We start from the raw sequence: 24,188 nt of genomic DNA on the forward strand, positions 1-24,188 counted from the left end.
AGGTGTCGTCAGCCTAGGCGTGATTGCGCAATTGAGCAGGGGAACGCAGTGTGACTTGTCGGTTCGTGCCAGTCAATGGTTATGTAACGGACAATATTACTCGGAAGTAAGGAAGCGTGGGCGATGGTGAACTCGACGTCACGACGACGAGCAGTGTGCGTCGGCGCTGCATCTGTCCTGGCAGCGGCCCTGATCGCGGCGGGGGCGCCGGCTGGGGCGCAGGAAGCCGTCGACCTGTCCGAGGTCTTCAATCCGCTGGTTGTGCAAGCTCTCCAGGGTGGTGAGATCTCGGGGGAGTTCACTCCGCTGGGACTCTCGTCGGATGATCCGTGGTTCGACGAACCGGAGCTCAGCGGCGACACGGCGCCGGGAACCCTGCTCAAAGCCCGCCCAGTGAGCGTGCAGGTCTATCAGGTGCGTCCGGACGTGGTCAGCGCCTACCAACTCATGTACACGACAACCGATCATTTCGGACGTCGGGTGATCAGCACCGGAATCCTGATGATTCCCGAGGACGGCACCGCTCCCGCTGATCGCAAGATCATCGGTTATGCCGAGGCGAACGACAGCCTCGGAGCCAACTGCGCTCCCAGTCACCAGTGGACCGGTGGTAATCAGAGCGACCCGGCCATGTTCTCGGCACTCGGACCCGTTGCGGAGATGTTCGGACGCGGTTGGGCCGTCATGATGAGCGATGTCGGAAACGATGGGGACACGTCGCCGCATCCGTTCTCCGTCGGTCAGTTCTCGGGCAAGGCCACCCTCGACGGTGTGCGCGCGGCACTGGCACTTCCCGAGGCCGGATTGGCATCCGATACACCGGTTGGCATCTACGGAGTTGCCGGTGGCGGTGTCGCAGCGGGCTTTGCGGCGGAGCAAGCTCATACCTACGCGCCCGAGCTGAACGTGACGGCCAGTGCGATCCAGGCGATGATGATCGATCCCGCGACGTTCGAGGCAACTGCCGCCGGTGGCATCGGTTCCGGGTTTGTCTTCTCGTCCGTCCTCGGTTTTGATGCCGGGTATCCGGAGATCAAGCTTGACGATCACTTCACTCCGGTTGGCCGCGACGTTGCTGCGGCTTTTCGGACATCTTGTCAGGCACTGTATTTGGGACTTCCGTTCGTTCCGTTCGACGTTTTGCTGACCAACCCCGCGCCCCGAACCATTCCGGCATTGGCGGCTGCCTACGAGGACAACACGTTGGGTAAGCAGACACCGCAGTCGAAGCTGCTCATCTCGTCCTGCGAAGACGATTTTCTCGTGCCCTTCAGTGAGGCACAGGAATTGGCGGACACCTATCGCGCCGACGGCGGTGACGTCGATCTGATTCCTTCGCAGTGTGGGCCTCTCGACTATGTCACCAACCTGTACAAAACGGTCACCGATCAGCTCGGTATGCAGGACGTCGCCTGGCTGGCCGCGGCGTTCGATGAAGCGGAGGGCAAGTAGATGATCCGAAAGCCTGTGACACGCAGAGATTTTGCCCGCGCCGTTGTGGTGGGCTCGGTTGCGCTCGGCAGTGCGATGGCGGTAGGAGCAACTGCTTCGGCGCGCGAGGTGGATCGGTACCTCGATCTCGCCGCCGTCAACGCCGATGCCGAAGCAGCAGGTGGGCTTCATCCGGTTCTGCCCTCCGATTCTGCGGCACTCCGTACCCTTCTTGACCAGGCCAGATTGTCAGAGGTGGATCCGCGGCGGTATCAGGTATTGCTGAAGCAGTATTGGCTTGCAGTCGGAACGGAGTCTGCGGGAATCGACCTTGCCTCCTGGACTCCGTTCGACGGAGTTCATGCAAATCTCGGCAACCTGACCAATACCTTTGCGTTCTACGAGCGACTTCAACTCGAGCACAGTGAATTACAGTGGGCTGGAATGGGTGGGATGGTTGGCCCGGCTTTTGCAGCGGGACTACTCGACGTGGATTTCGGGCGGGTCGTCCTGAACATCCGGGCGATCAGCGACGCTATGGCCGTGGTGTGGCGCGAACTCGATCGTGTCGGCACACCCATCGCGCAGTCGGTGGCAGCGCCCGAAGACCTCCAGTCATTGCTCCAGGTGGGGCACGAAATTCGACCTGAGGATGTGATGTGGTTCCAGGGCAAGGTTATTGCCATGAGCAAACACATCTTCTCGGACCTCATCCCCATGCATATGGCATGGATTCACAACGGGGCCGACGGAATAGATGAACTGGACCGGGCGGGTTTGCTCGACGAAAATGCGCGAATTGCCTGGCACAACATTGCATCCGGTAATCCGGAAGCGGTGTTCGACGGCAACGTGCGACTGCTTCGGCGTGAGCAGTACCAATCCGTCGGTGATCAATGGGACGAGGCAAAGGATTATCGAGGTAGCGTCGGGCGGGCGCTGACGTACTTGACCACGTTTGCCGCGTCGCCGTCGATGCCGGGAGTTGTCCCACCTCGTGAGTCCGATTCGCTCGAGTTTCAGGTCGGCGCAGCAAGAATCGCGACTCCGTTGCCGGACTTCAACTGGGCGGATCGAGACGGGCGTTGGACATACATCACCAACCAATTGCTGCCCGTCTACCGCGATCTCATGAACGATCAACCGGTCCTGTGGCGCGAGACATTGGCTGCCCCGGTATCTCAACGGATTGCGGGTCAGGGCATGATCGCGCGTCTGCCGGATCTGCTGCGCTCGATGTTCTCGGCGGTCGAGATCGACTGGAACTGACAGCGGATCCAGGATATTTCCTGAATAACAATCCCGCCAAAACGGGTAAATAAGACAAAATTCTCGTTACCGTGACCGGACATCCGACATTTCAGGGGGTCCAGCTTGATGGTCACTGTGCGTAAATCGGTGCTGAAGGGAATTGTTGCAGCCTCGTTGGTTGCGGTAGCGGGGGTGGGACTCTCACCGGCAACAGCCAGCGCCGATGTCACGCCCGTAACCCTGGTCAACGGCGTTCTGTCCACAGTCGGAGGTTGCCAAACCACCGTTCGTGAATTGATCGTGTTCTGCACGGGCGCAGAGACGTTGACCAGGCGGTCGCCGATTCTCCTCGATCTGAATCCGGTCGGAACCAACATCGTTGTGCTCGGCGCCGGGCTTTTCGACGACGGCACCATGCGAGACATGTTGGTCGATCGTCTGCAAGCTGCCTTGTACCTCGCGCAGAGGTATCCAGCCGCACCGATCATCACCAGTGGCGGTGCGCCCAAGTCGGGTGTCACCGAAGCCAGGGCTATGCGGGATTGGCTGGTAGCCAATGGCGTTCACCCGGGCCGTATCACCGAGGAAGGCCGATCGGGTTCGACCGTCCAGAACGCACAATTCTCTGCGCGGATACTGGCCGATCGCGGAGCAACCGGCGTTGTCGTGGTGTCGAGCGCCAACCATGTCGAGCGGGCGATGATCGACTTCAGAGTTGCGGTGGCAGGCAGAATGCTCGTCGCCGGTGTTATTGCTGCGACTTGATCAACTCCGCTTCGGCCAGCAGTTGCTCGTCGCCGCTCTGGGTGCGTAGAGCACGTTCCTTGATGAAGGCGACGGCAACAAGGCTGAGCAGGCTCAGGACGCCGGCAATCAGAAACAGGCGCGCGGAGGCGTCGCCGTACGCGACGCGGACGACGTCGGCTAGGGCGTCGGGCAGTTCATTGAGATTGGACAGTCCGGCTCCTCCCGTTGCGTCGACGCCGATTGCGCTCAAGCCCCGAGCAGTCAGATGAGCCACGTGTGTCGACAGAACTGCGCCGAGGATCGAGACTCCGGCTGCCCCGCCGAGCGAGCGGAAGAATGTGATGGTTGAACTAGCCGCTCCGAGATCGCTCGCATCTACCGTATTCTGCACTGCGAGAACAAGATTTTGCATCACCATTCCCATGCCAGTGCCCGCGATGAACAAAAATACGCCGATCCAGACGACCGGGGTGGCATGGTCGATGGTGGCGAGCAGGAAGAATCCGAGTGTCATCGTGCTCGCACCGGCAACGAGGAAGATCTTCCATCGACCGAACTTGGTGATGAGTGAGCCGGAGATGCTGGACGAGAGGGTGGATCCGATCACCATCGGAAGTGTCAGAAGCCCTGCGACAGTGGGTGAGTAACCGCGTGCGATCTGAAAGTACTGTCCCAGGAATACCGCGCCACCGAAGATGGCAACACCGACGGTGATGCTTGCGAAGGTCGCGAGCGAGGTGGTGCGGTCACGGAAAAGTCGCAGGGGAATGATGGGTTCCGCCACTACGCTCTCGACCCAGACTGCCACGGCGAGAAGCATGATTCCGAGACCGCACAGGAAGAACGACATCCCGGAGGCCCACTCGAAGTTCTTGCCCGCCAAAGTCACCCAGATGAGGAGTGTGCTTACGCCGCCCGCGATGAGCGTCGCGCCGGCGTAGTCGATCTTGACCTTCCTGCGTACGACCGGAAGATTAAGGGTGCGCTGCACGACTATCAGTGCGATCACTGCCAACGGGACGCAGACGAAGAAGGTCCAGCGCCACCCCAACCAGCTGGTGTCCACGATAACCCCGCCGATGAGTGGACCGGCGATGGTTGCAATCGACATGACGGCTGCGATCGGGCCTTGGTATCGGCCACGCTCGCGAGGGCTGAACATGGCTGCGATCACGATGATGACAAGCGCCTGCAAGCCGCCGAGCCCCAGACCCTGCACTACTCGGAAGGCGATCAATATGCCGACGGATTGTGCGAGTCCGGCCAGGATGGATCCGATGGTGAAGATCAGTATGGAGAGCTGAACCAGCAGTTTCTTGCTCACCAGATCCGAGAACTTGCCCCAGATCGGGGTTGTCGCGGTGGAGGCCAGCAGGGTTGCCGTCACGACCCAGGTGTATTGATCTTGGGTTCCGTGTAGTTCGGTGATGATGGTCGGCAGGGCATTCGAGACGATGGTCGAGGACAGGAAAGCCACGAACATTCCGAGGAGAAGTCCGACAAGCGCCTCGATCTTCTGCCGGTGTGTCATCGGAGCGGCGAGGGCCTCCGGCAGGCGGATCGATCCGACTTCTTCATGCGTGACCACGGCGACCCCACTTAGTTAGTTGACATATGCAACATTAGGCTAAGTTGGTTGTAGAACGCAACGGTTTTGCGATTAGTTGTCCATGCTGCCCAGTCGATGCAGAAGCGACGTCAGCGCGATGACGTCCTCGGGGTCCCACGTCGCCAATCGTGCGCGCCACTCGTCGGTCTGGCGATTCTGGACAGTGGTCACACGTTCGCGGGCCTCGGGTGTCAGGGCAACCAGTTTTGCCCGGGCGTCATCGGGGTCGGGGATTCGCTGTACCAGTCCGAGGCGCTCGGCCGAATCGATTTGTCTGGTCAATGTCGATTTCTCGATATCGAGCGCAGCAATGAGATCCGACATCGGAACCGCATTCGAACGGTTCAGTAGAACGAGGACGGAGTAGAGCGCCGGATCGAGTTTGGGGTGGATCGCCCGCGCGTACTTACGGGCGCGAGCGCGCCCGCGCTGCCACATATCGGCGAGTTCCATCTGCAAACCCGAGATGGGATCTGAAACCACTGTTGCTACCCCTTAGGTGCGTCGACTTCCGGTGTTCATCCAACCAGAAGGGGCGCGGGATGCGAGTTCCGCATGAATCGTCACCCGAAGGCAAATTAGCCACAGCTTCGGGTCTTCGACTACGGAGTCGGCAAGAATCTCCTTTCGGTTTGATGCGGTGCTGATCTATTGTCTGATTCGGGACGGTCCATAGCTGGATAGTTGCTTGACCAGGCGCTATTGCATGTCGAACATGTTGGTCAGACCGTCCGTTATGGTTATGCTGCACGCTATGGCCGAATTTTCGGGGAAATCAGGCAGGTGCACGCCACGCGGGAGGAAGCGAGAGATTTGCTCTCGAATGATTGTGGCTCCATCATGAAAGCCTTGATCGACCTGCTTGCGCTGTGGTGGCGTCTGCCAGATCAGTATCAGAGTTTCCTGCGTTACCTCGAAGATCGTGGCCTTGTGGGGGCCTGCCGGATTCTGGTTGGTGGAACAGCATGCGGGATGGGATTGGTCCTCATGCTCATGAGGTGGAGTCCTGCGGGGCCCCACGGTACGTTCTGGCGATCCGTCAACCTGTTTGTGGTGGCTGCCTGCCTGATCGCCGCCCTTATCTGGTGGCTGATTCCACCGACCCGGCTGTGGTCCTACACCTTTGTTATCGGCTCCGATATTGCCATCGCATTGGCGTCGTTCTCTGACGCCGATCCGCTGGCACGATTATTGTGCTGTGTGGTTTTTGCATCGATCGGTGGATACATCGCATTTTTCCACAACCCCACGTTGCAGCTCGGGCACTTGGTCTTTGCCACTCTCGCAACGGTTGCGGCCGGCTGGTCTCTACTGTTCGGAGACAGCCCGGACCCAGGATTGGGAATTGCCAAGATAGGTGTCACTCTCGCGACAATCTATGTGATTCCCGTCGTTTCACAGATCATGCTGGCGATGCTCAGTTCTGACGCAACAACATCGGAATTCGATCCGCTGACAGGGCTTCTCAATCGACGCGGGCTTTCACGTCGGGCGACGGACATCGTGGGCGAGCAGATAGACGAACACAATGCGCTTCTGGTTGTGGTGATCGATCTCGACCGATTCAAAGAGATCAATGACCTGCACGGACACGATATCGGCGACAACACGATTATCAGGACCGGTTTGCGTATCAGGCTATGGACGTCGCAGTCGGCTTTGATTGCTCGCGTCGGGGGCGACGAATTTGTAGTGCTCGAGCGGGCGCCCTTCAATTCGGTGGCAAAACTGTCGACGCGGATCACCACTTTCATGAGCGGTGACAATGACGTACCGGCAATCAGTTCGAGTATCGGAATCGCGATTCGTACGGCGCCCCGAGAAGTGGACGAAACCGTGGACGACATTGTTTCCGCACTATTCAGAGTGGCCGATTCGGCTATGTATCAAGCAAAACGTGAGGGTGGCAATCAGGTGCGTGCCAGCGTCGTGTGAAGAATTCTTCAGTCGCGGAACGACAACCCTCGTTCAGCGAGTGCCTCACCCAGAATTCGAAGGGCTTTGGGGCCCATTCCGTGGAGCTTTGCCAATTCGGATTCGGATACCGATGCGAGCTGCGACAACTCGGTGTACCCGGCGGCAAGAAGAGCCCGCGTTGCCGGCGCGCTGGTTTTCGGGAAACCGTCGCCTGGCTGTGCTGACTGAGATTCGGTCACGGTTGATCTCCTCGAGACGACGGGAAGGCGCGCGCTGCGATCGCCACACCGATACAGGCTACGACGGCAAATGTGATCAGGAGTAATTGTGCGGATCGCAAAGTCGACGGTGCGCCGAGATTCACCATCACTCCGGCCAGAGCGGCGCCGAACGCGTTGGCGATCAATTGCACGGTATTGATCGCCGCGGCGGCTTTTGCTCCCTCGCCTGGTTCCGAAACCGAGTTCATCGCACCGACAGCCAGGTGTGGCCAGGCGATGCCGACACCCGCCCCGGCAATGACCAGTCCGACGATCCACGCCGCGATTGCGCCGCCGCCGGCCTGATCGGTGAGAAACGTGGCCGTCAGAGCAAGTCCGAATGCGACCAGAACCGGTCCGCCGACAACGATTGTGCGGACAGCCCGAGGTGACGTTGCCGAGGCACTCGGAATTTCGCCGAGGGTCCAGCCGAGGGCGAGGGCGGCGCCGAGGAAACCGGCGGCCAAGGGTGTCATGCCGGCAAGGCGCTGACCGAACAGGGGAATGAACGTTTCGACCGTCGAGCTCAGGGCCAAGACGACGATGGTCAAGTACACCCATTTGAGGGACGACGCGGTGAACGTCGACGGCGGGAGTACTCCATGGCTCGCGCGACGGTCTGCTGCGACGAAAGCAATCAGCAGCAGCACGGCGGCAAGAACCAGAGCTGCGGTCACCGCAACGTTGGACAGAATTCCCGCGACGCTCACCAACAGCGCTGCCGCGGTCAGCAGCGCCAGCGAGAGGACCGGAACCGGACTGCTGGTGGTGTTGCCTGGAGTATGTGACGGCAGCACGCTGGGGACGAGCGCGGCAACTGTGATCGTTGCGACCACCAAGACGCCGAATGCCCAGCGCCAAGCGCCGAATTGAGCGAACACTCCACCGATGGCCGGCCCGGCGAACGTGCCGACACCCCACATCGCTGATACGAGTGCCGCTGCGCGCGTCCACAACTGCTTGGGCAGGGCGGCGTTGATGACGGCATAGCCGAGGCCCGCAAGCAGTCCACCGCCGGCTCCTTGAACCGCACGCCCGACCAGAAGCATTTCCATCGACGGACTGAGCGCGCAGACAATCGTGCCGATTGCGAAGATCGCAAGCGCAATCAGATACGCGCCTCGAGGTCCTCTCGCGCCGAGGATTCGGGTGACCAGCATCGAGGAGATGACTGAGGCAATAAGGAAAACTGTTGCAGTCCAAGCGTAATACCGTTGCCCGCCGATGTCGTCGATTGCCGTCGGAAGCAAGCTGGTCGTGAGATAGACGTTCGTGGCATACAGCGCCACGCCGCCCGCCAGGACGGTAGCGGTCCCGAGATGCCGGCCGCTCAGTAATTGGCGCCATGTGCCGACGGAGACATCAGTAGGGGAATGCATGTCGATGAAGGTAGAGTCTCAAGTGCGCTTGAGGTCAACTTCGGGCGCGCGACGGGAGGCTGGGATGATCCGCAAGAGCGATGAACTCCTCTCCATCGGAGAGGTGTCGGCCCGCACCGGTGTGGCGGTGTCGGCCGTGCGGTACTACGAAACCCTGGGCCTGGTTCCTGCCGTTCGCACCGCCGGCAACATGCGAAAGTTCCCGCGGCACGCCATACGGCGAGTGACGTTGATCCAGTTGGCCGTCCGCTTCGGCATTCCGTTGTCGGAGGTCGGGGAAGTGTTCGCCTCCCTGCCGGAGGGACGCACACCCAACAAGAAAGACTGGGCAAAGATCTCGACCGCCTGGAATCAGCGACTCGAGGATCGTAAACAAGCGATTGCGCGCCTCCAGGAGGAGTTGACCGGGTGTATCGGGTGCGGGTGCTTGTCACTGCAGACCTGCAACCTGCTCAATCCGGGAGACGAACTCGGTCTGGGGGGGCAGGGCGCCCGCCGGATCTGACGAACTGTCAGATCAGTTCGCTCAGTTGGCTCAGTTGTCGAGGGCGGGACCTGGCATTCCAACGTCCGTTGCGTCGTTCGATCTCGATCGGATGTGAGAAGCAGTCGCTGATGTTCTCCGACGTGATCACATTGTCGGCGACTCCGGTTGCCGTGACAATGCCGTCCTTGATCAACAGTGCATGTGTTGTTGTGCTCGGAATTTCTTCGATGTGATGGGTAACAAGAATGCTTGCCAGGGAGGGGTTTTGGTTACGCAAGTCATCGAGGGCACTCAGCAGCTGTTCGCGGGCGGCCAAGTCGAGGCCAGTGGCGGGCTCGTCGAGAAGAAGCAATCGGGGCTCGACCATGAGTGCCCGGGCGATCAGTGCGCGTCCGCGCTCTCCCTGAGACAAATTGGGCCACAGTGCATTCGATCGGGGGCTCATGCCAAGCAGGTCGATCAAGGCGTCGGCGTGTGCTTCCTGCTCCGGAGTGGGCGACCAGCGAGGCATCAACTCAGTGGTGTTGGTGAGTCCGGTGATCACGACGTTGCGGACGGTGATCGGAATGCCGATCGTATGACGCGGATTGACATGCCCGATGTCCATCCGCAACTCACGCATGTCGACGCGGCCCAACTTGTGGCCTAGCACGAAGACGCTGCCGCGGGTGGGGTGCGCAGTTGCCCCGAACAGGCTCAGGAGCGTGCTCTTTCCCGCGCCGTTAGCCCCCAGCAATACCCAATGCTGGCCGGGCTCGATCGAAATGTTGATGTCCCGCAACAAGTACCGGCCGTCGCGGACCAGATCGACGTGTTCGGTCGACAGCACTGTGCCGCTGGGATGTTCCACGGTAAAGCCTCTCTATGAATCGAGAATGCGTAGCTGACGGAGGACGGTGTCGATGTTTTCGCGTGTTGCAGCTACTGCGGCCTCGGGATCCGAATCCCATAGCGCTTCGAGCAATCTGTCGTGGGCCTGTGAAGTGTCGGGAACTCCCTCCTCGATGTCCACCATGTCGATGAGAGTCTTGCGAAGAAGCGGACGCACCGATTCGAACAGTGACAGCAGGACAGCGTTTCCCGAAAGTCGAACGACTTCTGTGTGGAAATCGAGATCAGTGTCGACAAACTTCTCGACGTCCCGTTCGAAGTGGCTGTGGCGGATCGAAAGTCGGCGTCGAAGCCGCTCGAGATCTTCCGGTTGTGCGCGCTCCGCCGCAAGTCTGGCGGCCTCGACCTCCAACGCCCGGCGCACCTCGAAAACCTCGAGCATCTGCGAGCGTCGGAGTAGTCGGGTGAATTCGTCAGCGTGGTCCAGATCCTCCGCTGCGACAACAAAGGTTCCGACCCCGTGCCGTACCTCCAGCAACCCGGCATGAGCTAGCAGTCGGATCGCTTCGCGGATGGATGAACGCCCGACTCCCAGTTCTGCGGCGAGTGCGGCTTCGCTCGGAATCCGTTGCGTCGGCAGCCACACCGATTGGCGGATCTTCGACCGGAAGATCTCTTCGATCTGCGGCACCAGGGGACCGCTGCGCAACACGAAACCACCGTGGTCGTCGGACATTGCTACCTCTCGAATCGAATTCGCCTAGCGTAACAAGTCATCAGACCACTGAGGACTAACCCTCAGTGGTTGTGTTCGACCACGCACTCACGCACGCGGAACCCCGAGCAGAAGTGCGATCAGATCGAGAGCCGTCTCGATCTCTGCCTTCTCGCGACCTAACAGAGGTGCGTACAGGTGGATGTCGCAGATACGAACAAGCGCCTGGCCCAGCACTTGTGGCGACAAGCTGAGGGTCAGCTGGCCGGCATCGACCTGCGACTGCAGGATTTCGGCGGCAATGGATGCGGAAATGGACTCGATAGCACCGGGCATCAGCGCGAGCTTGATGAACACCATCGGTTCCCTCTTGGTGAGCGCGCGAAGCTCGGTTGAAGAGTCGACTGAACGCATCACTCGGCCGAATACGTCGATGACGTACTCCGGGCCCTTGCCTGATGCTTGTGACATCGCCTTGCGGTAAGTGCGCTCGGTGGCTTCCGCCAGCACCGTCCCCAGAAGTTCGTCGCGGTTTCCGACCCAGCGGTAGAGCGTCGCGCGGCCTACACCGAGGCGTTCGGCAAGTAGTGACATGTCGAGCGCCTCTTCGGCGAGATACATACTCGCGGCGGTGTCGATGGCGCGCCGGCGGTCGAGATCGGATGGCATACGGGCATTCTCTCCGGTGGGCCGGTGTGTCGATTTTCGGGTCCCTGTACGGCTCTGGCTATCTATTGACGAACTCGCCAAGGTGAGACACACTAGCTCATTGTCTCATCTTAGTGATGCCGATCACAGTCAGGGGTTTTATCGATGAGTTCAGTACAGACCGTTCGCGGTTCGGTGGACAGCGCCGATCTGGGGAAGGTGTTGATGCACGAGCACGTCTTCGTTCTCGGAGAGGAGATGCGCCAGAACTATCCCGACTACCCGGAGCCTTGGGACGAGGAGGCTCGGGTGGCGGACGCAGTTGCCAAGCTGACCGAACTGAAGTCCCGCGGGATCAACACAATCGTCGATCCCACCGTGATCGGACTCGGTCGATACATTCCGCGCATTGCGCGAATCAACGAGCAGGTCGATCTCAACATCATCGTCGCCACCGGCATCTACACCTACAACGACATTCCGTTCCAATTCCATCACACAGGACCAGGATTGCTGTTCGATGTGCGAGAGCCGATGGTCGATCTGTTTGTCGAAGACATTCGAGAAGGCATCGCCGGAACCGGTATTCGCGCGGCATTCCTCAAGTGCGCCATCGAAGAGCCCGGGCTTACTCCCGGTGTCGAGCGAGTAATGCGCGCAGTTGGAGCAGCGCAGGTCGAAACCGGCGTGCCCATAACTGTCCACACCGATCCCCATACCGAATCCGGGCTCGTTGCACAGAAAGTCCTGGCCGAAGAGGGTGCAGATCTGACCAAGGTCGTGATCGGTCATTCGGGCGACTCGACGGATCTGGACTATCTGTGTGCGCTCGCAGATGCAGGCTCCCTACTGGGCATGGACCGCTTCGGTCTGGATGTGCTTTTGCCGTTCGAGGAGCGCGTGAACACCGTGGTCGAGATGGCTCGTCGCGGCTACGCAGAAAAAATGGTCCTCGCTCACGACGCGTCGTGCTTCATCGACTGGTTCTCCAGTGAGGCGAAGGCTGCCGCGGTGCCGAACTGGAACTACACGCATATCAGCGATCACGTCATCCCGACCTTGCTGGAGCGAGGCGTCACGGAAGACCAGATCGCGACGATGCTGGTCGACAATCCGCGTCGATACTTCGAGAGCTGATCATGGACGACGTGCATGCGAGCAAGCCGCTGGGGTCGGTTCCCTGGCTTGCGCTGTACGACAGTGGTACTGCGCCAACCGTCGACATCGAATACACCAATGCCCTGGAGATGTTCCGTGCGTCGGTGGCCCGCGACACTGATGCTCCCGCCATCCGGTACTTCGATGCGACTCTCACGTTCGGCGAACTCGACGCGATGTCTGACGCTTTGGCAGTGGCTCTCGCCGGTGACGGTATCGGCTTCGGCGATCGGGTGGCATTTGTCCTGCAAAATGTGCCGCAGTTCTTTGTAGCGACGCTGGCCGTATGGAAGTTGGGAGCCGTCGTGGTTCCGGTCAATCCGATGTACCGCGACCGTGAGTTGGCGACGGTCCTGCTCGACAGCGGTGCCGTTGCGGTGATCTGTCTCGAGTCCTCGGCCGAAACGGTGGTGACGGCGTCTGCGGGTACGGATGTTGGATGTGTTATCACCACGTCGGAACTCGACTTCCAATCACGGAGTGATCAACGGATTTTCGGGTCTGCCATCAGAGCGAGGCGCGAGGGTTGCCGCGATCTGCTGAAGCTGATCGAGGAGAACCGCGGCGCCGCACCCGATCCCGTCGATCTCGAGCCGGGCGATCTTGCCTATCTGCCGTACACGTCCGGTACGACGGGTCCGCCAAAGGGGTCTATGAACACGCACTCCAATGTGGTGTTCGCAGCGCAGATCTATCGGGACTGGTTGGGCCTGCGCCCAGGCGGAGCGATGTTTGCCGTAGCACCGTTGTTTCACATCACTGGATTGATCGGGCACGTCGCGGCGCCACTGCTGTCGGGGGCCGCGACAATTCTCACGTGTAGATTCCACCCGGTTGTTGCGGCAGAGTCTATTTCGGAGCATCGCGCCACCGCGATCATCGGTGCAATTACCGTTTTCATTGCCTGGACGGATAATCCGGCGGTATCGAAGGAGTTGCTCGGTAGTCTCGAATCGGTCTACTCGGGTGGCGCGCCCATTCCGCACGCAGCGCTCGAGTCGTTTCGGGCGAAGTTCGGTCACTACATCCACAACGGCTACGGTCTGACCGAAACCAACAGTCCTGCAATCGTTGTGCCGAATTCGCGAGAAGCGCCGGTCGACCTGGCGTCGGGTGCGGTAGCGGTAGGCGTGCCTGTCTCGAGTACGTATGCCGAGGTTGTGAACGAGAACGACAACCCTGTACCGGTCGGGGAGTACGGGGAGATAGTTGTCAGCGGCCCGCAGGTCGCGCTCGGATACTGGAACAAGCCGGAAGAGACCGCCCACGCCATGCCACACGGCCGTTTTCACACCGGCGATGTAGGTTTCATGGATGCCGACGGATGGTTCTACGTGGTCGATCGGATGAAGGATCAGATCAATGCCTCGGGATTCAAGGTATGGCCGCGCGAAGTGGAAGATGTTCTCTACGAACATCCTTCCGTTCGTGAGGCTGCAGTAGTGGGTGTCATGGACCCCTATCGCGGAGAGACCGTGAAAGCCTTCGTTTCACTCAAGGAGGGACTGGAGACGACGCCGGATGAACTGGTGGAATTCTGCAAGGTCCGTCTGGCCGCGTACAAGTACCCGCGCATGATCGAGGTCATGAGTGACCTTCCGAAGACCGTGAGCGGCAAGATTCTTCGCCGTGAATTGAGGGTTCCGCGCTAATTCCACACTCCAATGACTGCCGGCTCATCGAATCGTGATGGGCCGGCAGTTGTCGTGTTTGACTGAATTGCATCAAATATTGTGCGCAACAATGCTATTCAGTGATTGACATCACTCCGTGGGTGCCGCACACTGGTCACATCATCCGAACTTGAAGTTGGCGTCAGTTTCTACTCTCGGGGTGGCGCTTCGTTCGGATGCAATCGCTACGACCCATCGAGGAGTAGGCATGACTAGATCGGTAGTGAATTCGGGCGGGCCCGGAGGGGGCGTATCCGATCAAGAGCGCACCAGGAAGCGCGCACATCGCAAGCTTCTCGGCGCCGGACTTTTGGGCAGCTCGATCGAATGGTACGACTTCTTTCTGTACGGAACGGCTGCAGCACTTGTCTTTCCGCAGGTATTCTTCCCGCACTCGTCTGCCCTCATGGGTACGTTGCTCTCGTTCAGTACGTTCTGGGCCGGATTCGTCGCCCGCCCGATCGGTGGGATTGTTGCCGGCCATTTCGGGGACAAGTACGGACGTAAGCCTGCCGTGGTTACCTGTCTGCTCCTGATGGCATTGGCGACGTTCCTGATCGGCGCGATTCCGAGTGCATCGGCAATCGGCGTCGCTGCTCCGATTCTGTTGGTCACCTTGCGATTCATTCAAGGGCTCGCCTGTGGCGGACAGTGGGGTGGCATAGTCCTGCTTCTCACTGAGTCGGCGAGTCCCAAGAAGCGGGGATTCTCCGGAACCTTTGGACAGATGGGTGTTTCGTTCGGCGTGGTTCTCGGCAACGTGGTGTTTCTGATCGCTACCGCGACGATTTCGAACGAAGCATTCCTGAGCTGGGGGTGGCGAATTCCCTTCTTTGCCAGTGCATTACTCTTCCCCGTCGTCCTGTACATCCAGACCAAGGTCGAAGACACTCCGGAATTTCTGGAGTTGCAGAAAGAAGCAGCTCGAAACAAGAAGAATGTGGTGGTGCAGGCGCCGCTGACAAAAGCGATCAAAACTCATTGGCGCAAGATTCTGCTCGGCTGCGGCCTCCTAGCGGCTACCAATTCGCTGTTCTACATCAGCATTGCCGGTGTTTTGAGCTACGGCACAACGGAACTCGGACTCAAACGGAACTCTCTTCTGATCATCTCGCTCCTCAGTGCGCTCCTGACCGTCGGAGTGGTGCTGTGGTCGGGAAAGATGTCGGACAGGATCGGGCGTCGTCCGATGATCTTGATCGGTGCGGCCGCGATCGTCGTCTGGGCGTTTCCGTACTTCTGGTTGATCAACACCAAGTCGCTACCGCTCTTCTTTGTTGCTGTCACGGTCGGCAGCGTGTTCCAGTCGATGACGTACGGGCCCATCGCGGCATACATGGGCGAGTTGTTCGCCCCGAATGTCCGCTACTCCGCAGCGTCTCTTGCCTACCAACTGGCGGCGATCACTGTCAGCGGTGGCACACCGTTCATCATGACGGCGCTGATCGCAAAGACGGGAACCACGACCCTGGTTGCTGTGTTCGTCGCACTCATGGGATTGGTGACCTTCTTCAGTGCGTGGGCACTTGCGGAGACCAATCCGAAGGAAGTCCGCGATGATCCGGAAGCGATCCCTGGTGCGCATCTGTATGCGTCGTAGCTAGACAGGAAAGCCCCGGCAGACAATTCTGCCGGGGCTTGTTGCGAACTCAGCTCTGTTTCAGCGTGACCAGTCCGGTGCGGTCGATCGAGCGTTTGAGGATCTTACCGGTGGAACCCTTGGGCAGTGCGTCGATGAACTGCACAACCCGAGGAATCTTGTACGCGGACAGGCGCTCCCGTGCCCATGCAGTCACGTCTGCAGCATCGACGGCGCTACCCGGACGCACCGCTACGACTGCCGCGACTTCCTCGCCGTAGTAGTCGTCCGGGATGCCTATCACCGCAGCTTCGATGATGTCGGGATGCTGATACAGCACCTCTTCCACTTCGCCGGGGTACACGTTGTACCCGCCGCGGATGATCAGATCCTTGACCCGATCGACTATGCGAAGGTCGCCGTCCGCATCGGTTTCACCGAGGTCTCCGGTGCGGAACCACCCGTCTGGGGAGAGCACTGCCGACGTATCGTCCGGGCGCTTCCAGTATCCCTTCATGACGGTGGGGCCCTTGATGAATATCTCTCCGACTGTGCCTGTGGGGCAGGGTTTTCCGTCGTGATCACGAACCTCTACTTCGGTTCTCGGGACTGCCTGGCCGGTGTAGCCGATTTTCGGTGGACGGTCGATGCTGTTGAACGTTCCGAACGCGCTGGTCTCGGTGAGGCCGTACCCCTCGAGGATCGTGCAGGCGAACCGAGTTTCGAAGGCGCGGGCTACCTCACCGGGAAGGGATGCTCCACCGGAGATGGCGATTCTGAGTTGATCGAAGTCGGAGCTGTCCACCTCGGCTGCTGCGTGCAGCATGGCATTCCACATCGTCGGGACACCGGCCATGATGGTGAGCTTGTCCTTGCGGACCAGATCGAGCATGGCGGTGGGATCGAAACGCGGAAGCAGGGAGAGCGATCCGCCGCCGGTGAAGGTTGCCATCATCACGGAGCCCTGCCCGAAGATGTGGAACAGCGGCAGTCCTGTTCCTGTTCGGTCCGAAGGGTTTCCCCGGCTGCTCTCGGCTCCGATTTCGCCGGCTGACAACAGGTTTCCCACGGTCAGCTGAGCGCCCTTCGGCCGTCCGGTTGTGCCGGATGTGTAGAGAATCGCAGTGGTGTCGTGTACATCTCGGTCAGCAATGGCTGTCGGTTCCTGGTCGGTTCTCGCCGTTTCTTCGGTGAGTGTCCAGACCGGCACGCCGCGGGCAGCGCCGGCGTCGTGGGTCGCCGGCCCGAGTTGATGCCAGGCGATGGCGAGTGAGATATCGGCGTCGTCGAGTACGTACTCGATCTCGGGCTGTGCCGACATTGTATTGACCGGGACGACAACGCAACCGGCTGCCTGAATGCCCATGTACGCCACGATGAATTCTGCAACCGACGGAGCGGCGAGCAACACCCGATCGCCTTCGCTCAATCCGGCAGCACGGATTCGGCCGCCGAACGAGAGGGAGGCGTCGTGGAGTTGTCGGTATGTCCAGTCCTGGCCGGAACCGCGAATCGCGATGTTGTCCGGTGTGGCTGCGGCGGATCGGGTTACCGGATCGAGAACGCTGACCATGGATATGCCTTTCAGGAGAATCGGCCGATTGTGGGTCCTGATGTCTTTGCCGAGCGTACACTTGAACTCGGTGTCAACATTGAGTTTGACGTGAATCTTCCTCAGTGGCAGTGAACTTCGGAAAGGTGAGTAGCGTGGTGGATGATGATTCGCGGATATCCGAACTGCCTCTTGCCCCGCCGGCGGGGCATCGTGATCCGCCGAGCACCGAACGGGGTGTTCGCACCAGGTCTGCACTGATCGCTTCTGCACGTGTGGTTTTCGAGCGGGATGGCTATTTGGATGCACGATTGATAGATATAGCGAAGGAAGCTGGGTGTGCCACCGGTTCCTTCTATACCTATTTTGCCAACAAGGAAGAGGTCTTCGCGGCAGTTCTCGAGGTGGCTCGTGAAGAAATGATGCATCCGGGCATGGGCAGGGTTGCCGGCACCGACGATCCTCATGCCGTTCTGGAGGCAAGTAATCGGGCGTATCTTGCTGCATACCAACGGAATGCAAAGTTGATGGGATTGATGGAGCAAGTTGCCAGTATCGACCCGGAGTTCCGCAGGATTCGCAATGAGCGAGCAGACGCCTTTATTGTGCGCAACGCGCGAGGTATTGCCGAACTTCAGGGGCGTGGCGTCGTGGATCCCAGCTTGAACCCGCTGCTGACGTCAATGGCATTGTCCGGCATGGTGAGTCGATTTGCCCACAGTGTATTCACTCTGGGTGAGGGGCAAGTGGATGGCAGGCCGGTCGATTTCGACGAGATCGTCGCCACCGTGACCGACCTGTGGGCCAATGCGCTGAAGTTCCCCGGATAGAGCTGACGACGCGCGCCCTGGTCGAGAGTGCTCGAGGCGCGCGTCGATATCGTCTCAGCTCTTCTCGACGACGCGAGCTACCGCTTCCGCGACGGCCACAGGCTTGTCGGAACCTTCGCGTTCGAGAACCTGGCGCGTCTTTACCTGGATGCCGCCAGGCAACTGTTCGGCGGACACCACGGTTGAGCGCATCCGCAGGCGCGAGCCCACCGGGACGGGTGCGGGGAAGCGCACTTTGTCGTATCCGTAGTTGAGGCTGTGCGCAAAGCCGTTGAATGCCAGGAGTTGGGAGGAGAACTGTGGACCCAGTGAGAGGCTGAAAAGTCCGTGCGCGATGGTGGTGCCGAATGCGCTCGCCGCCGCACGCTCTGGGTCGACGTGAATCCACTGGTGATCGTTGGTGGCCGCGGCAAAAGCGTCGATGCGGTCCTGGGTGATCTCGTACCACTCGGTGGGGCCTAGTTCCTGGCCGATCAGCTTCTCGAGCTCGGCAAACGTGGACGGGCGGACGGGCAATTGATCTTCAGTCATCGTGGTCCTTTACTCGCAGTTCAGGAGGTTGGAAAATAGATTCCACTGGCGACGGTTGAAGTTGACGCCGGATTCAACTATACATGACAAGAGACGTGGATCACGGTAAAAGCTTTCGGTGAATGCAAGCGAGAGGAATCGCCAATGAAGGTCGCGCAGAAGGTTGCAATTGTCACCGGAGGTGGCGGCGGTATCGGGGGAGCGCTCGCCAGGAAGTTGGCGGCGGATGGCGCCCACGTAGTTGTGGCCGATCTCAATGCGGATGCAGCTGCCGCTGTGTCCGACGCGGTCAACGCGGAGCACCCAGGATCGGCGGTGTCCGCCGGCGGCGACGTGTCCGACGCCGGTGTAATCGAGGGATTGATCGCGCAGGCCGAGGAGGCTTTCGGTCCCGTTGATCTCTACTTCGCGAATGCAGGTATCACCGGCGGCCTCGGTCTCGATGTCGACGAGGACGGCTGGGACGTAGCCTTCGACATCAACGTGCGGGCCCACATTCGCGCTGCTCGTTTGTTGGTTCCCGGATGGGTCGAGCGGGGCGAAGGGTACTTCGTCAGCACCGCTTCGGCTGCCGGCCTGCTCACACAGGTCGGTTCGGCGGTGTACTCGGTCACCAAGCATGCGGCAGTGGGTTTTGCCGAGTGGCTGTCGATGACATACGGAGACAAGGGCGTCCGAGTCAGCTGTCTGTGTCCGATGGGTGTCAATACCAAGCTCCTCTACGAGGGGAAAGAGACCGGTGATCCCCTCGGGGTCGCTGCGACGGGAGCTGTGCTTGCGGCCGGCGAGGTGATCGAGCCCGATCAGTGCGCCGAAATCGTCCTGGCTGCAGTGGACGCCGAGCAGTTCCTCATCCTCCCGCACCCGAAGGTGCTGGACATGTACCGGCAGAAGGGTGCTGACTACGATCGCTGGCTCAGCGGCATGCGCCGTTACCAGGCGTCGTTGCTCGCCGGAACGCGATGAGTCCGGAACTCGTACTTTCGCAGCGGCGTGGCCCCGTCCTACTGCTGACCTTCAATCGTCCGGATGTCCTGAACGCCTGGACAAACGAACTCGAGGACGTGTACTTCGATCTACTGGCCGCCGCGGACGACGATCCCGGCGTCCGGGCAATCGTGATCACGGGTGCGGGTCGTGGATTCTGCTCCGGTGCAGATCTGAGCAACCTGAAGAACGTCGGCGACGTTTCCGACGAGGATCTGGTGCGGCCGCGGCCTCGGGAGTTTCCCATGTCGCTACGTAAGCCGTTGATCGGCGCGATCAATGGAGTAGCGGCCGGACTTGGTTTCGTGGAAGCGCTGTACTGCGACGTTCGATTCGGCTCGTCTGCAACACGATTCACCACCGCATTTGCCAAGCGTGGGCTGATCGCCGAGTACGGCATCTCATGGATGTTGCCTAGACTTGTCGGCCGGAGTCGGGCCACCGATTTACTGCTGTCGAGTCGAATGGTCGGCGCGGACGAGGCGTACCGCATCGGACTGATCGACCACCTCGTCGACGGTGATGTCGTAGAAGCAGCGGTTGCCTACGCCGCAGAAGTCGCGGCCAACTGCTCGCCGACCTCGTTGTCCGTCATGAAAACCCAGCTGAGTGCCGACGGGACGGGCACGTTCGACGAATCCGCGCAGCGCGCGGAAACGCTCATGGTCAATGCATTTCGCGGACCGGACGTCGTCGAAGGTGTTACCAGTCATTTGGAGCGCCGGCCACCCAATTTTCCTTCCCTCTCTGTCAGGAGTTCACATGTCAGTCTTTGAGTTCTCGGATCGCACCAAGAAGTACCAGGCCGAACTGCTCGACTTCATGGACAAGCACGTCTATCCAGCCGAAGCTGTCTACGAAGCGCAGATGCGCGAGTCCGGCAACCCCCATTTCCAGCCGCCGATCATCGAAGACCTGAAGTCGGAAGCCAAGGCGCGTGGACTGTGGAATCTCTTCCACCCACACCCCGAATGGGGCCCCGGCCTGACCAACCTGGAATACGCACCGCTTGCAGAGATCATGGGCCGTAGCCACCTCGCCTCCGAAGCCACCAACTGCGCCGCTCCGGATACGGGAAACATGGAGGTGCTCACGCTCTTCGGCACCGACGAGCACAAGGAGAAGTACCTCAAACCGCTGCTCAATGGTGAAATCCGGTCCGCCTTTGCGATGACCGAGCCCGAGGTTGCCAGCTCCGACGCCACCAATATCCAGCTTCGCATGGACCGTGACGGCGACGAGTACGTACTGAACGGCCGTAAGTGGTTCGCTTCCAACGCTTTGCACCAGAACTGCAAAGTTCTGATCGTCATGGGCAAGACGGACGTCAATGCCGCGACGCACCGGCAGCAGTCGATGATGGTCGTGCCGATCGACGCTCCCGGTGTCACGATTCTGCGTAACCTGCCGGTGTTCGGTTACCAGGACCGTGAGGGGCATGGCGAGATCACCTTCGAGGACGTGCGCGTCCCGGCCAAGGACATCCTCGCCGGCGAGGGTGAAGGTTTTGCGATCAGTCAGGCCCGCCTCGGCCCCGGCCGTATCCATCACTGCATGCGTGCCATCGGAATGGCCGAGCGCGCACTGGAACTGATGTGCAAGCGCGCTTCCACTCGCATCACGTTCGGAAAGCCCGTCAGTGACAACGCCAACATCCAGGACTGGATCGCCGAGGCGCGCATCGACATCGAAATGGTTCGACTCCTCACGCTCAAGGCCGCGCACATGATGGACACGGTGGGCAACAAGGAAGCGCGTACCGAGATCGCGGCCATCAAGGTTGCGGCGCCGAACATCGCGCTCAAGATCATCGACCGTGCCATCCAGGTTCACGGAGGTGGCGGTGTCACGGACGACTTCCCGCTCGCGATGGCTTACGCCCACATGCGCACCCTTCGCCTCGCCGACGGCCCCGACGAGGTACACAAGCGCGCCATCGCGAAGCAGGAACTGCGCAAGTACCGCGAAGTCAAGGCGAACTGACATGGCAGGACTGGACCTCACAGGCAAGACGGCAATCATCACGGGCGCCTCGCGGGGCATCGGGCTCGCGACCGCGCAGGCGATTGCGGCAGCGGGCGGGAACGTCGTACTGACTTCGCGCTCACAGGAATCCGCAGATGCGGCTGCCGCGCAGGTGACCGGTAACGCCATCGGTATCGGTGCGCACGCGACGGACGAAGACGCGGCCCGTAAGTGCGTCGAGCAGACGATCGAGCGTTTCGGCAGTCTCGACATCCTGGTGAACAACGCGGGAACCAACCCGTCGTTCGGGCCGATCATCAACCAGGATCACTCGCGCTTTGCCAAGACCTTCGACGTCAACGTGTGGGCTCCAGTCCTGTGGACCGGGCTGGCGGCGCGAGCCTGGATGAGTGAGCACGGTGGATCCGTGGTCAACACCGCCTCCATCGGCGGTATGGCATTCGAGGCGGGAATAGGCACGTACAACGCGTCGAAAGCCGCGCTGATCCACATCACCAAACAATTGGCGCTCGAACTGTCGCCGAAGATTCGCGTCAACGCAGTTGCGCCGGGAGTGGTGAGAACCAAACTCGCCGAAGCGCTGTGGAAAGAACATGAAGAAGCGGTATCCGCGTCAACTGCACTCGGCCGGATCGGTGAACCGGAAGATATCGCTGCGGCCATCGCTTTCCTGGTTTCCGACGCTGCTCAGTGGATTACCGGTGAGATCATGACGATCGACGGAGGCCAGCTGCTCGGCGACGTCACGTCGTTCAGGCAAGGAGCGTCGTCCGGTGGCTAGCGTCGACGTCGTGGGACTCGATACCGAAGCGGTCACCGGCTGGATAGGAGGCCTGGGGGTCGACTTCAGCGGGCCGTTGTCCTTCGATCGAATCGGCCTGGGGCAGTCCAATCTCACCTACCTGGTGCGTGATCCGGACGGCAACCGCTGGGTGCTACGACGCCCACCGCTCGGTCACCTGCTGGCTTCGGCTCACGACGTAGCGCGCGAAGCTCGAATTCTGAGCGCTCTCGAATCCACGGCTGTACCTTCGCCGCGCGTGTTCGGTTTGACCGAGGATCCGGCCGTCACCGAAGTCCCGCTGCTCCTCATGGAATTCGTGGACGGCGAAGTGGTCGACCGGATGCCTCTCGCGGAAGCGTTGTCGGAGGATCGTCGCCGGGCAATCGGCATCTCGCTCGCTCAGACGCTGGCGAAGATACACGCCGTCGACCTGAAGCAGGCCGGTCTCGACGACCTGGCAAGCCACAAGCCCTACGCCGCACGGCAGCTGAAGCGTTGGGGTGGACAGTGGGAGCAGTCGAAGACACGGGAATGCCCTGATCTGGACGATCTCACCCGACGTCTGATTGCAGCTCAGCCGGCTCACACCGAAACCACGTTGGTGCACGGCGACTTTCACCTACGCAACGTGATCACCTCCGCTCAGAACGGTGAGGTTGTCGCGGCCCTCGACTGGGAACTCTGCACACTCGGTGATCCGTTGGCGGATGTCGGAAGCTTGTTGGCGTACTGGCCGGCGGCGGGGGAGAACACGGGCGGCGACTTTCCGGCGTCGGCGCTCCCCGGATTCCCGTCGAGAGACGAGATCTCCCGGATCTACCTCGAGGCCACGGGGCGAGATCCGGCTGCGCTGAAGTTCTGGCACACCTTGGGGCTGTGGAAGATCGCCGTGATCGCCGAAGGCGTGATGCGTCGCGCCCGCGACGAACCGCAGAATGCTGCCGAGAGCGGAACTCCCACAGTGGAACGTATTGACGCCTTGGTGGCCAAAGCCAGGGAAATTGCAGATCAGGCCGGGATCTGACGAGATCGTCCGGTGTCCGTCGAATCACGAAATCATGGAGGGCCAGTGAGCCAGGAACGTAGAACAGCAATTGTCACGGGAGCAACTCGCGGAATCGGTGCTGCCGTGGCAAAGAGATTGTCGGACGACGGCTTTGCCGTTGCCGTGCTCGACCTGGACGAAGCATCGTGCGCGGGAACCGTAGACGCGATCAAGGCTGCAGGCGGCCAAGCACTGGCCGTCGGCGCTGACGTCTCCGACGAAGCGTCCGTCGCCGCAGCGGTAGAGCGCGTGGCGGCAGAACTCGGTGCTCCCACCGTACTGATCAACAATGCCGGCATCACTCGCGACAACCTTCTGTTCAAGATGAGCGTCGCCGAGTGGGATTCGGTGATGAACGTCCACCTGCGCGGAGCATTCCTCATGTCTCGCGCGGTGCAGAAGTACATGGTGGAAGCCAAGTTCGGGCGAATCGTGAACCTCTCGAGCACGTCGGCACTCGGTAATCGTGGACAGGTCAACTACTCCGCAGCCAAGGCTGGGATGCAGGGATTCACCAAGACACTGGCCTTCGAACTCGGAAAGTTCGGCGTCACCGCTAACGCGATTGCGCCCGGATTCATCGAAACCGAGATGACCGCCGCGACGGCCGAGCGTATGGGCGTCGGGTTCGAGGACTTCAAGACCGCTGCCGCTTCGCAGATTCCGGTCAATCGCGTCGGACAACCCGAGGACATCGCGCACACAGCATCGTTCTTCGTCAGTGAAGGCGCCGGTTTTGTTTCCGGGCAGGTCGTCTATGTTGCCGGTGGGCCCAAGGACTGAGTTTT

The 24,188-nt window shown here is 60.4% G+C and carries 24 protein-coding genes; 15 read left to right on the forward strand and 9 right to left on the reverse strand.

All coding sequences use genetic code 11. The annotated features are described in order from the left end of the window. The first annotated feature begins 123 nt into the window (after window positions 1-123). The 3 genes from V2B23_RS05525 (at window position 124) to V2B23_RS05535 (ending at window position 3,447) form a co-directional block, all read left to right on the forward strand. On the forward strand, window positions 124-1,452 hold the full coding sequence (locus V2B23_RS05525) for a lipase family protein (RefSeq protein WP_430949430.1): 1,329 nt from the start codon (window positions 124-126) through the stop codon (window positions 1,450-1,452). Next, window positions 1,453-2,700: a Tat pathway signal protein gene (locus V2B23_RS05530; protein WP_430949431.1), complete on the forward strand. Its 1,248-nt coding sequence runs from the start codon at window positions 1,453-1,455 to the stop codon at window positions 2,698-2,700. A gap of 108 nt (window positions 2,701-2,808) precedes the next feature. Next, window positions 2,809-3,447, forward strand: coding sequence for a YdcF family protein (locus V2B23_RS05535; RefSeq protein WP_430949432.1), 639 nt, complete (start codon window positions 2,809-2,811; stop codon window positions 3,445-3,447). Here the strand turns inward: V2B23_RS05535 and V2B23_RS05540 are convergent. Both V2B23_RS05540 and V2B23_RS05545 read right to left on the reverse strand, forming a co-directional pair. Next, on the reverse strand, window positions 3,431-4,960 hold the full coding sequence (locus tag V2B23_RS05540; RefSeq protein WP_430949737.1) for an MFS transporter: 1,530 nt from the start codon (window positions 4,958-4,960) through the stop codon (window positions 3,431-3,433). The genes V2B23_RS05535 and V2B23_RS05540 overlap by 17 nt on opposite strands. 129 nt (window positions 4,961-5,089) lie before the next feature. Then, window positions 5,090-5,521, reverse strand: a complete 432-nt coding sequence (locus V2B23_RS05545; RefSeq protein ID WP_430949433.1) for a MarR family winged helix-turn-helix transcriptional regulator — start codon at window positions 5,519-5,521, stop codon at window positions 5,090-5,092. Between the two features lie 357 nt (window positions 5,522-5,878). On the opposite strand from V2B23_RS05545, the gene V2B23_RS05550 reads away from it, so the two are divergent. Next, the gene (locus V2B23_RS05550) at window positions 5,879-6,973 is read left to right on the forward strand and encodes a diguanylate cyclase (protein WP_430949434.1); all 1,095 of its coding nucleotides are present in this window, start codon (window positions 5,879-5,881) and stop codon (window positions 6,971-6,973) included. A gap of 8 nt (window positions 6,974-6,981) precedes the next feature. On the opposite strand, the gene V2B23_RS05555 is transcribed toward V2B23_RS05550, so the two are convergent. Then, window positions 6,982-7,194 carry a DNA-binding protein gene (locus V2B23_RS05555; RefSeq protein WP_430949435.1) on the reverse strand — a complete coding sequence of 71 codons (213 nt, stop codon included), beginning with the start codon at window positions 7,192-7,194 and terminating at the stop codon, window positions 6,982-6,984. After that, on the reverse strand, window positions 7,191-8,594 hold the full coding sequence (locus tag V2B23_RS05560) for an MFS transporter (RefSeq protein ID WP_430949436.1): 1,404 nt from the start codon (window positions 8,592-8,594) through the stop codon (window positions 7,191-7,193). Before V2B23_RS05560 ends, V2B23_RS05555 begins: the two co-directional genes overlap by 4 nt. Window positions 8,595-8,658: 64 nt before the next feature. Between V2B23_RS05560 and soxR the strand changes: the two genes are divergently transcribed. Then, window positions 8,659-9,099 (forward strand): redox-sensitive transcriptional activator SoxR, encoded by a 441-nt coding sequence (gene soxR / locus V2B23_RS05565; RefSeq protein ID WP_033233647.1) that lies wholly within the window; start codon window positions 8,659-8,661, stop codon window positions 9,097-9,099. 7 nt (window positions 9,100-9,106) lie between these two features. Here soxR and V2B23_RS05570 read toward each other — a convergent pair whose 3' ends face one another. The 3 genes from V2B23_RS05570 to V2B23_RS05580 form a co-directional block, all read right to left on the reverse strand. After that, a complete protein-coding gene (locus V2B23_RS05570) occupies window positions 9,107-9,931 on the reverse strand; it encodes an ABC transporter ATP-binding protein (protein ID WP_430949437.1) in 825 nt (274 codons plus the stop codon). 12 nt (window positions 9,932-9,943) lie between these two features. Further along, entirely contained in the window at window positions 9,944-10,648 is a 705-nt protein-coding gene (locus V2B23_RS05575; protein ID WP_430949438.1) for a FadR/GntR family transcriptional regulator, read from the reverse strand. 87 nt (window positions 10,649-10,735) lie between these two features. Continuing rightward, entirely contained in the window at window positions 10,736-11,296 is a 561-nt protein-coding gene (locus tag V2B23_RS05580; protein ID WP_430949439.1) for a QsdR family transcriptional regulator, read from the reverse strand. Window positions 11,297-11,440: 144 nt separating this feature from the next. Here V2B23_RS05580 and V2B23_RS05585 point away from each other — a divergent pair, with 144 nt between their 5' ends. From V2B23_RS05585 to V2B23_RS05595, 3 genes are all read left to right on the forward strand, one after another. After that, a complete protein-coding gene (locus V2B23_RS05585) occupies window positions 11,441-12,412 on the forward strand; it encodes a phosphotriesterase family protein (protein WP_430949440.1) in 972 nt (323 codons plus the stop codon). A 2-nt stretch (window positions 12,413-12,414) separates the two neighbouring features. Beyond that, a complete protein-coding gene (locus V2B23_RS05590) occupies window positions 12,415-14,085 on the forward strand; it encodes an AMP-binding protein (RefSeq protein ID WP_430949441.1) in 1,671 nt (556 codons plus the stop codon). Between the two features lie 229 nt (window positions 14,086-14,314). Then, window positions 14,315-15,706, forward strand: a complete 1,392-nt coding sequence (locus tag V2B23_RS05595) for an MFS transporter (RefSeq protein WP_430949442.1) — start codon at window positions 14,315-14,317, stop codon at window positions 15,704-15,706. Between the two features lie 49 nt (window positions 15,707-15,755). Here V2B23_RS05595 and V2B23_RS05600 read toward each other — a convergent pair whose 3' ends face one another. Further along, window positions 15,756-17,258: an AMP-binding protein gene (locus tag V2B23_RS05600; protein WP_430949443.1), complete on the reverse strand. Its 1,503-nt coding sequence runs from the start codon at window positions 17,256-17,258 to the stop codon at window positions 15,756-15,758. A 134-nt stretch (window positions 17,259-17,392) separates the two neighbouring features. Here V2B23_RS05600 and V2B23_RS05605 point away from each other — a divergent pair, with 134 nt between their 5' ends. Beyond that, window positions 17,393-18,067, forward strand: coding sequence for a TetR/AcrR family transcriptional regulator (locus V2B23_RS05605; protein WP_430949444.1), 675 nt, complete (start codon window positions 17,393-17,395; stop codon window positions 18,065-18,067). Window positions 18,068-18,121: 54 nt separating this feature from the next. Here the strand turns inward: V2B23_RS05605 and V2B23_RS05610 are convergent, their stop codons facing one another. Continuing rightward, window positions 18,122-18,598 carry a MaoC family dehydratase gene (locus V2B23_RS05610; protein WP_430949445.1) on the reverse strand — a complete coding sequence of 159 codons (477 nt, stop codon included), beginning with the start codon at window positions 18,596-18,598 and terminating at the stop codon, window positions 18,122-18,124. A 144-nt stretch (window positions 18,599-18,742) separates the two neighbouring features. On the opposite strand from V2B23_RS05610, the gene V2B23_RS05615 reads away from it, so the two are divergent. The 6 genes from V2B23_RS05615 to fabG are packed head-to-tail and all read left to right on the forward strand — an operon-like array spanning window position 18,743 to window position 24,183. Beyond that, window positions 18,743-19,564 (forward strand): SDR family oxidoreductase, encoded by an 822-nt coding sequence (locus V2B23_RS05615; protein WP_430949446.1) that lies wholly within the window; start codon window positions 18,743-18,745, stop codon window positions 19,562-19,564. Continuing rightward, window positions 19,561-20,361 carry an enoyl-CoA hydratase-related protein gene (locus tag V2B23_RS05620; protein WP_430949447.1) on the forward strand — a complete coding sequence of 267 codons (801 nt, stop codon included), beginning with the start codon at window positions 19,561-19,563 and terminating at the stop codon, window positions 20,359-20,361. The genes V2B23_RS05615 and V2B23_RS05620 overlap by 4 nt, the downstream gene beginning before the upstream one ends. Next, window positions 20,348-21,568 carry an acyl-CoA dehydrogenase family protein gene (locus V2B23_RS05625; protein WP_430949448.1) on the forward strand — a complete coding sequence of 407 codons (1,221 nt, stop codon included), beginning with the start codon at window positions 20,348-20,350 and terminating at the stop codon, window positions 21,566-21,568. Before V2B23_RS05620 ends, V2B23_RS05625 begins: the two co-directional genes overlap by 14 nt. Window position 21,569: 1 nt before the next feature. Further along, a complete protein-coding gene (locus V2B23_RS05630) occupies window positions 21,570-22,352 on the forward strand; it encodes an SDR family oxidoreductase (protein WP_430949449.1) in 783 nt (260 codons plus the stop codon). Continuing rightward, window positions 22,345-23,379, forward strand: a complete 1,035-nt coding sequence (locus tag V2B23_RS05635; RefSeq protein ID WP_430949450.1) for a phosphotransferase family protein — start codon at window positions 22,345-22,347, stop codon at window positions 23,377-23,379. The genes V2B23_RS05630 and V2B23_RS05635 overlap by 8 nt, the downstream gene beginning before the upstream one ends. Window positions 23,380-23,424: 45 nt before the next feature. Further along, complete coding sequence (gene fabG / locus V2B23_RS05640) at window positions 23,425-24,183, forward strand: 3-oxoacyl-ACP reductase FabG (protein ID WP_430949451.1); 759 nt, start codon at window positions 23,425-23,427, stop codon at window positions 24,181-24,183. Window positions 24,184-24,188: the final 5 nt, after the last annotated feature.

Source organism: Rhodococcus sp. 24CO (genome assembly GCF_050586165.1).
In the GTDB taxonomy this organism is placed as follows: Bacteria; Actinomycetota; Actinomycetes; order Mycobacteriales; family Mycobacteriaceae; genus Rhodococcus_F.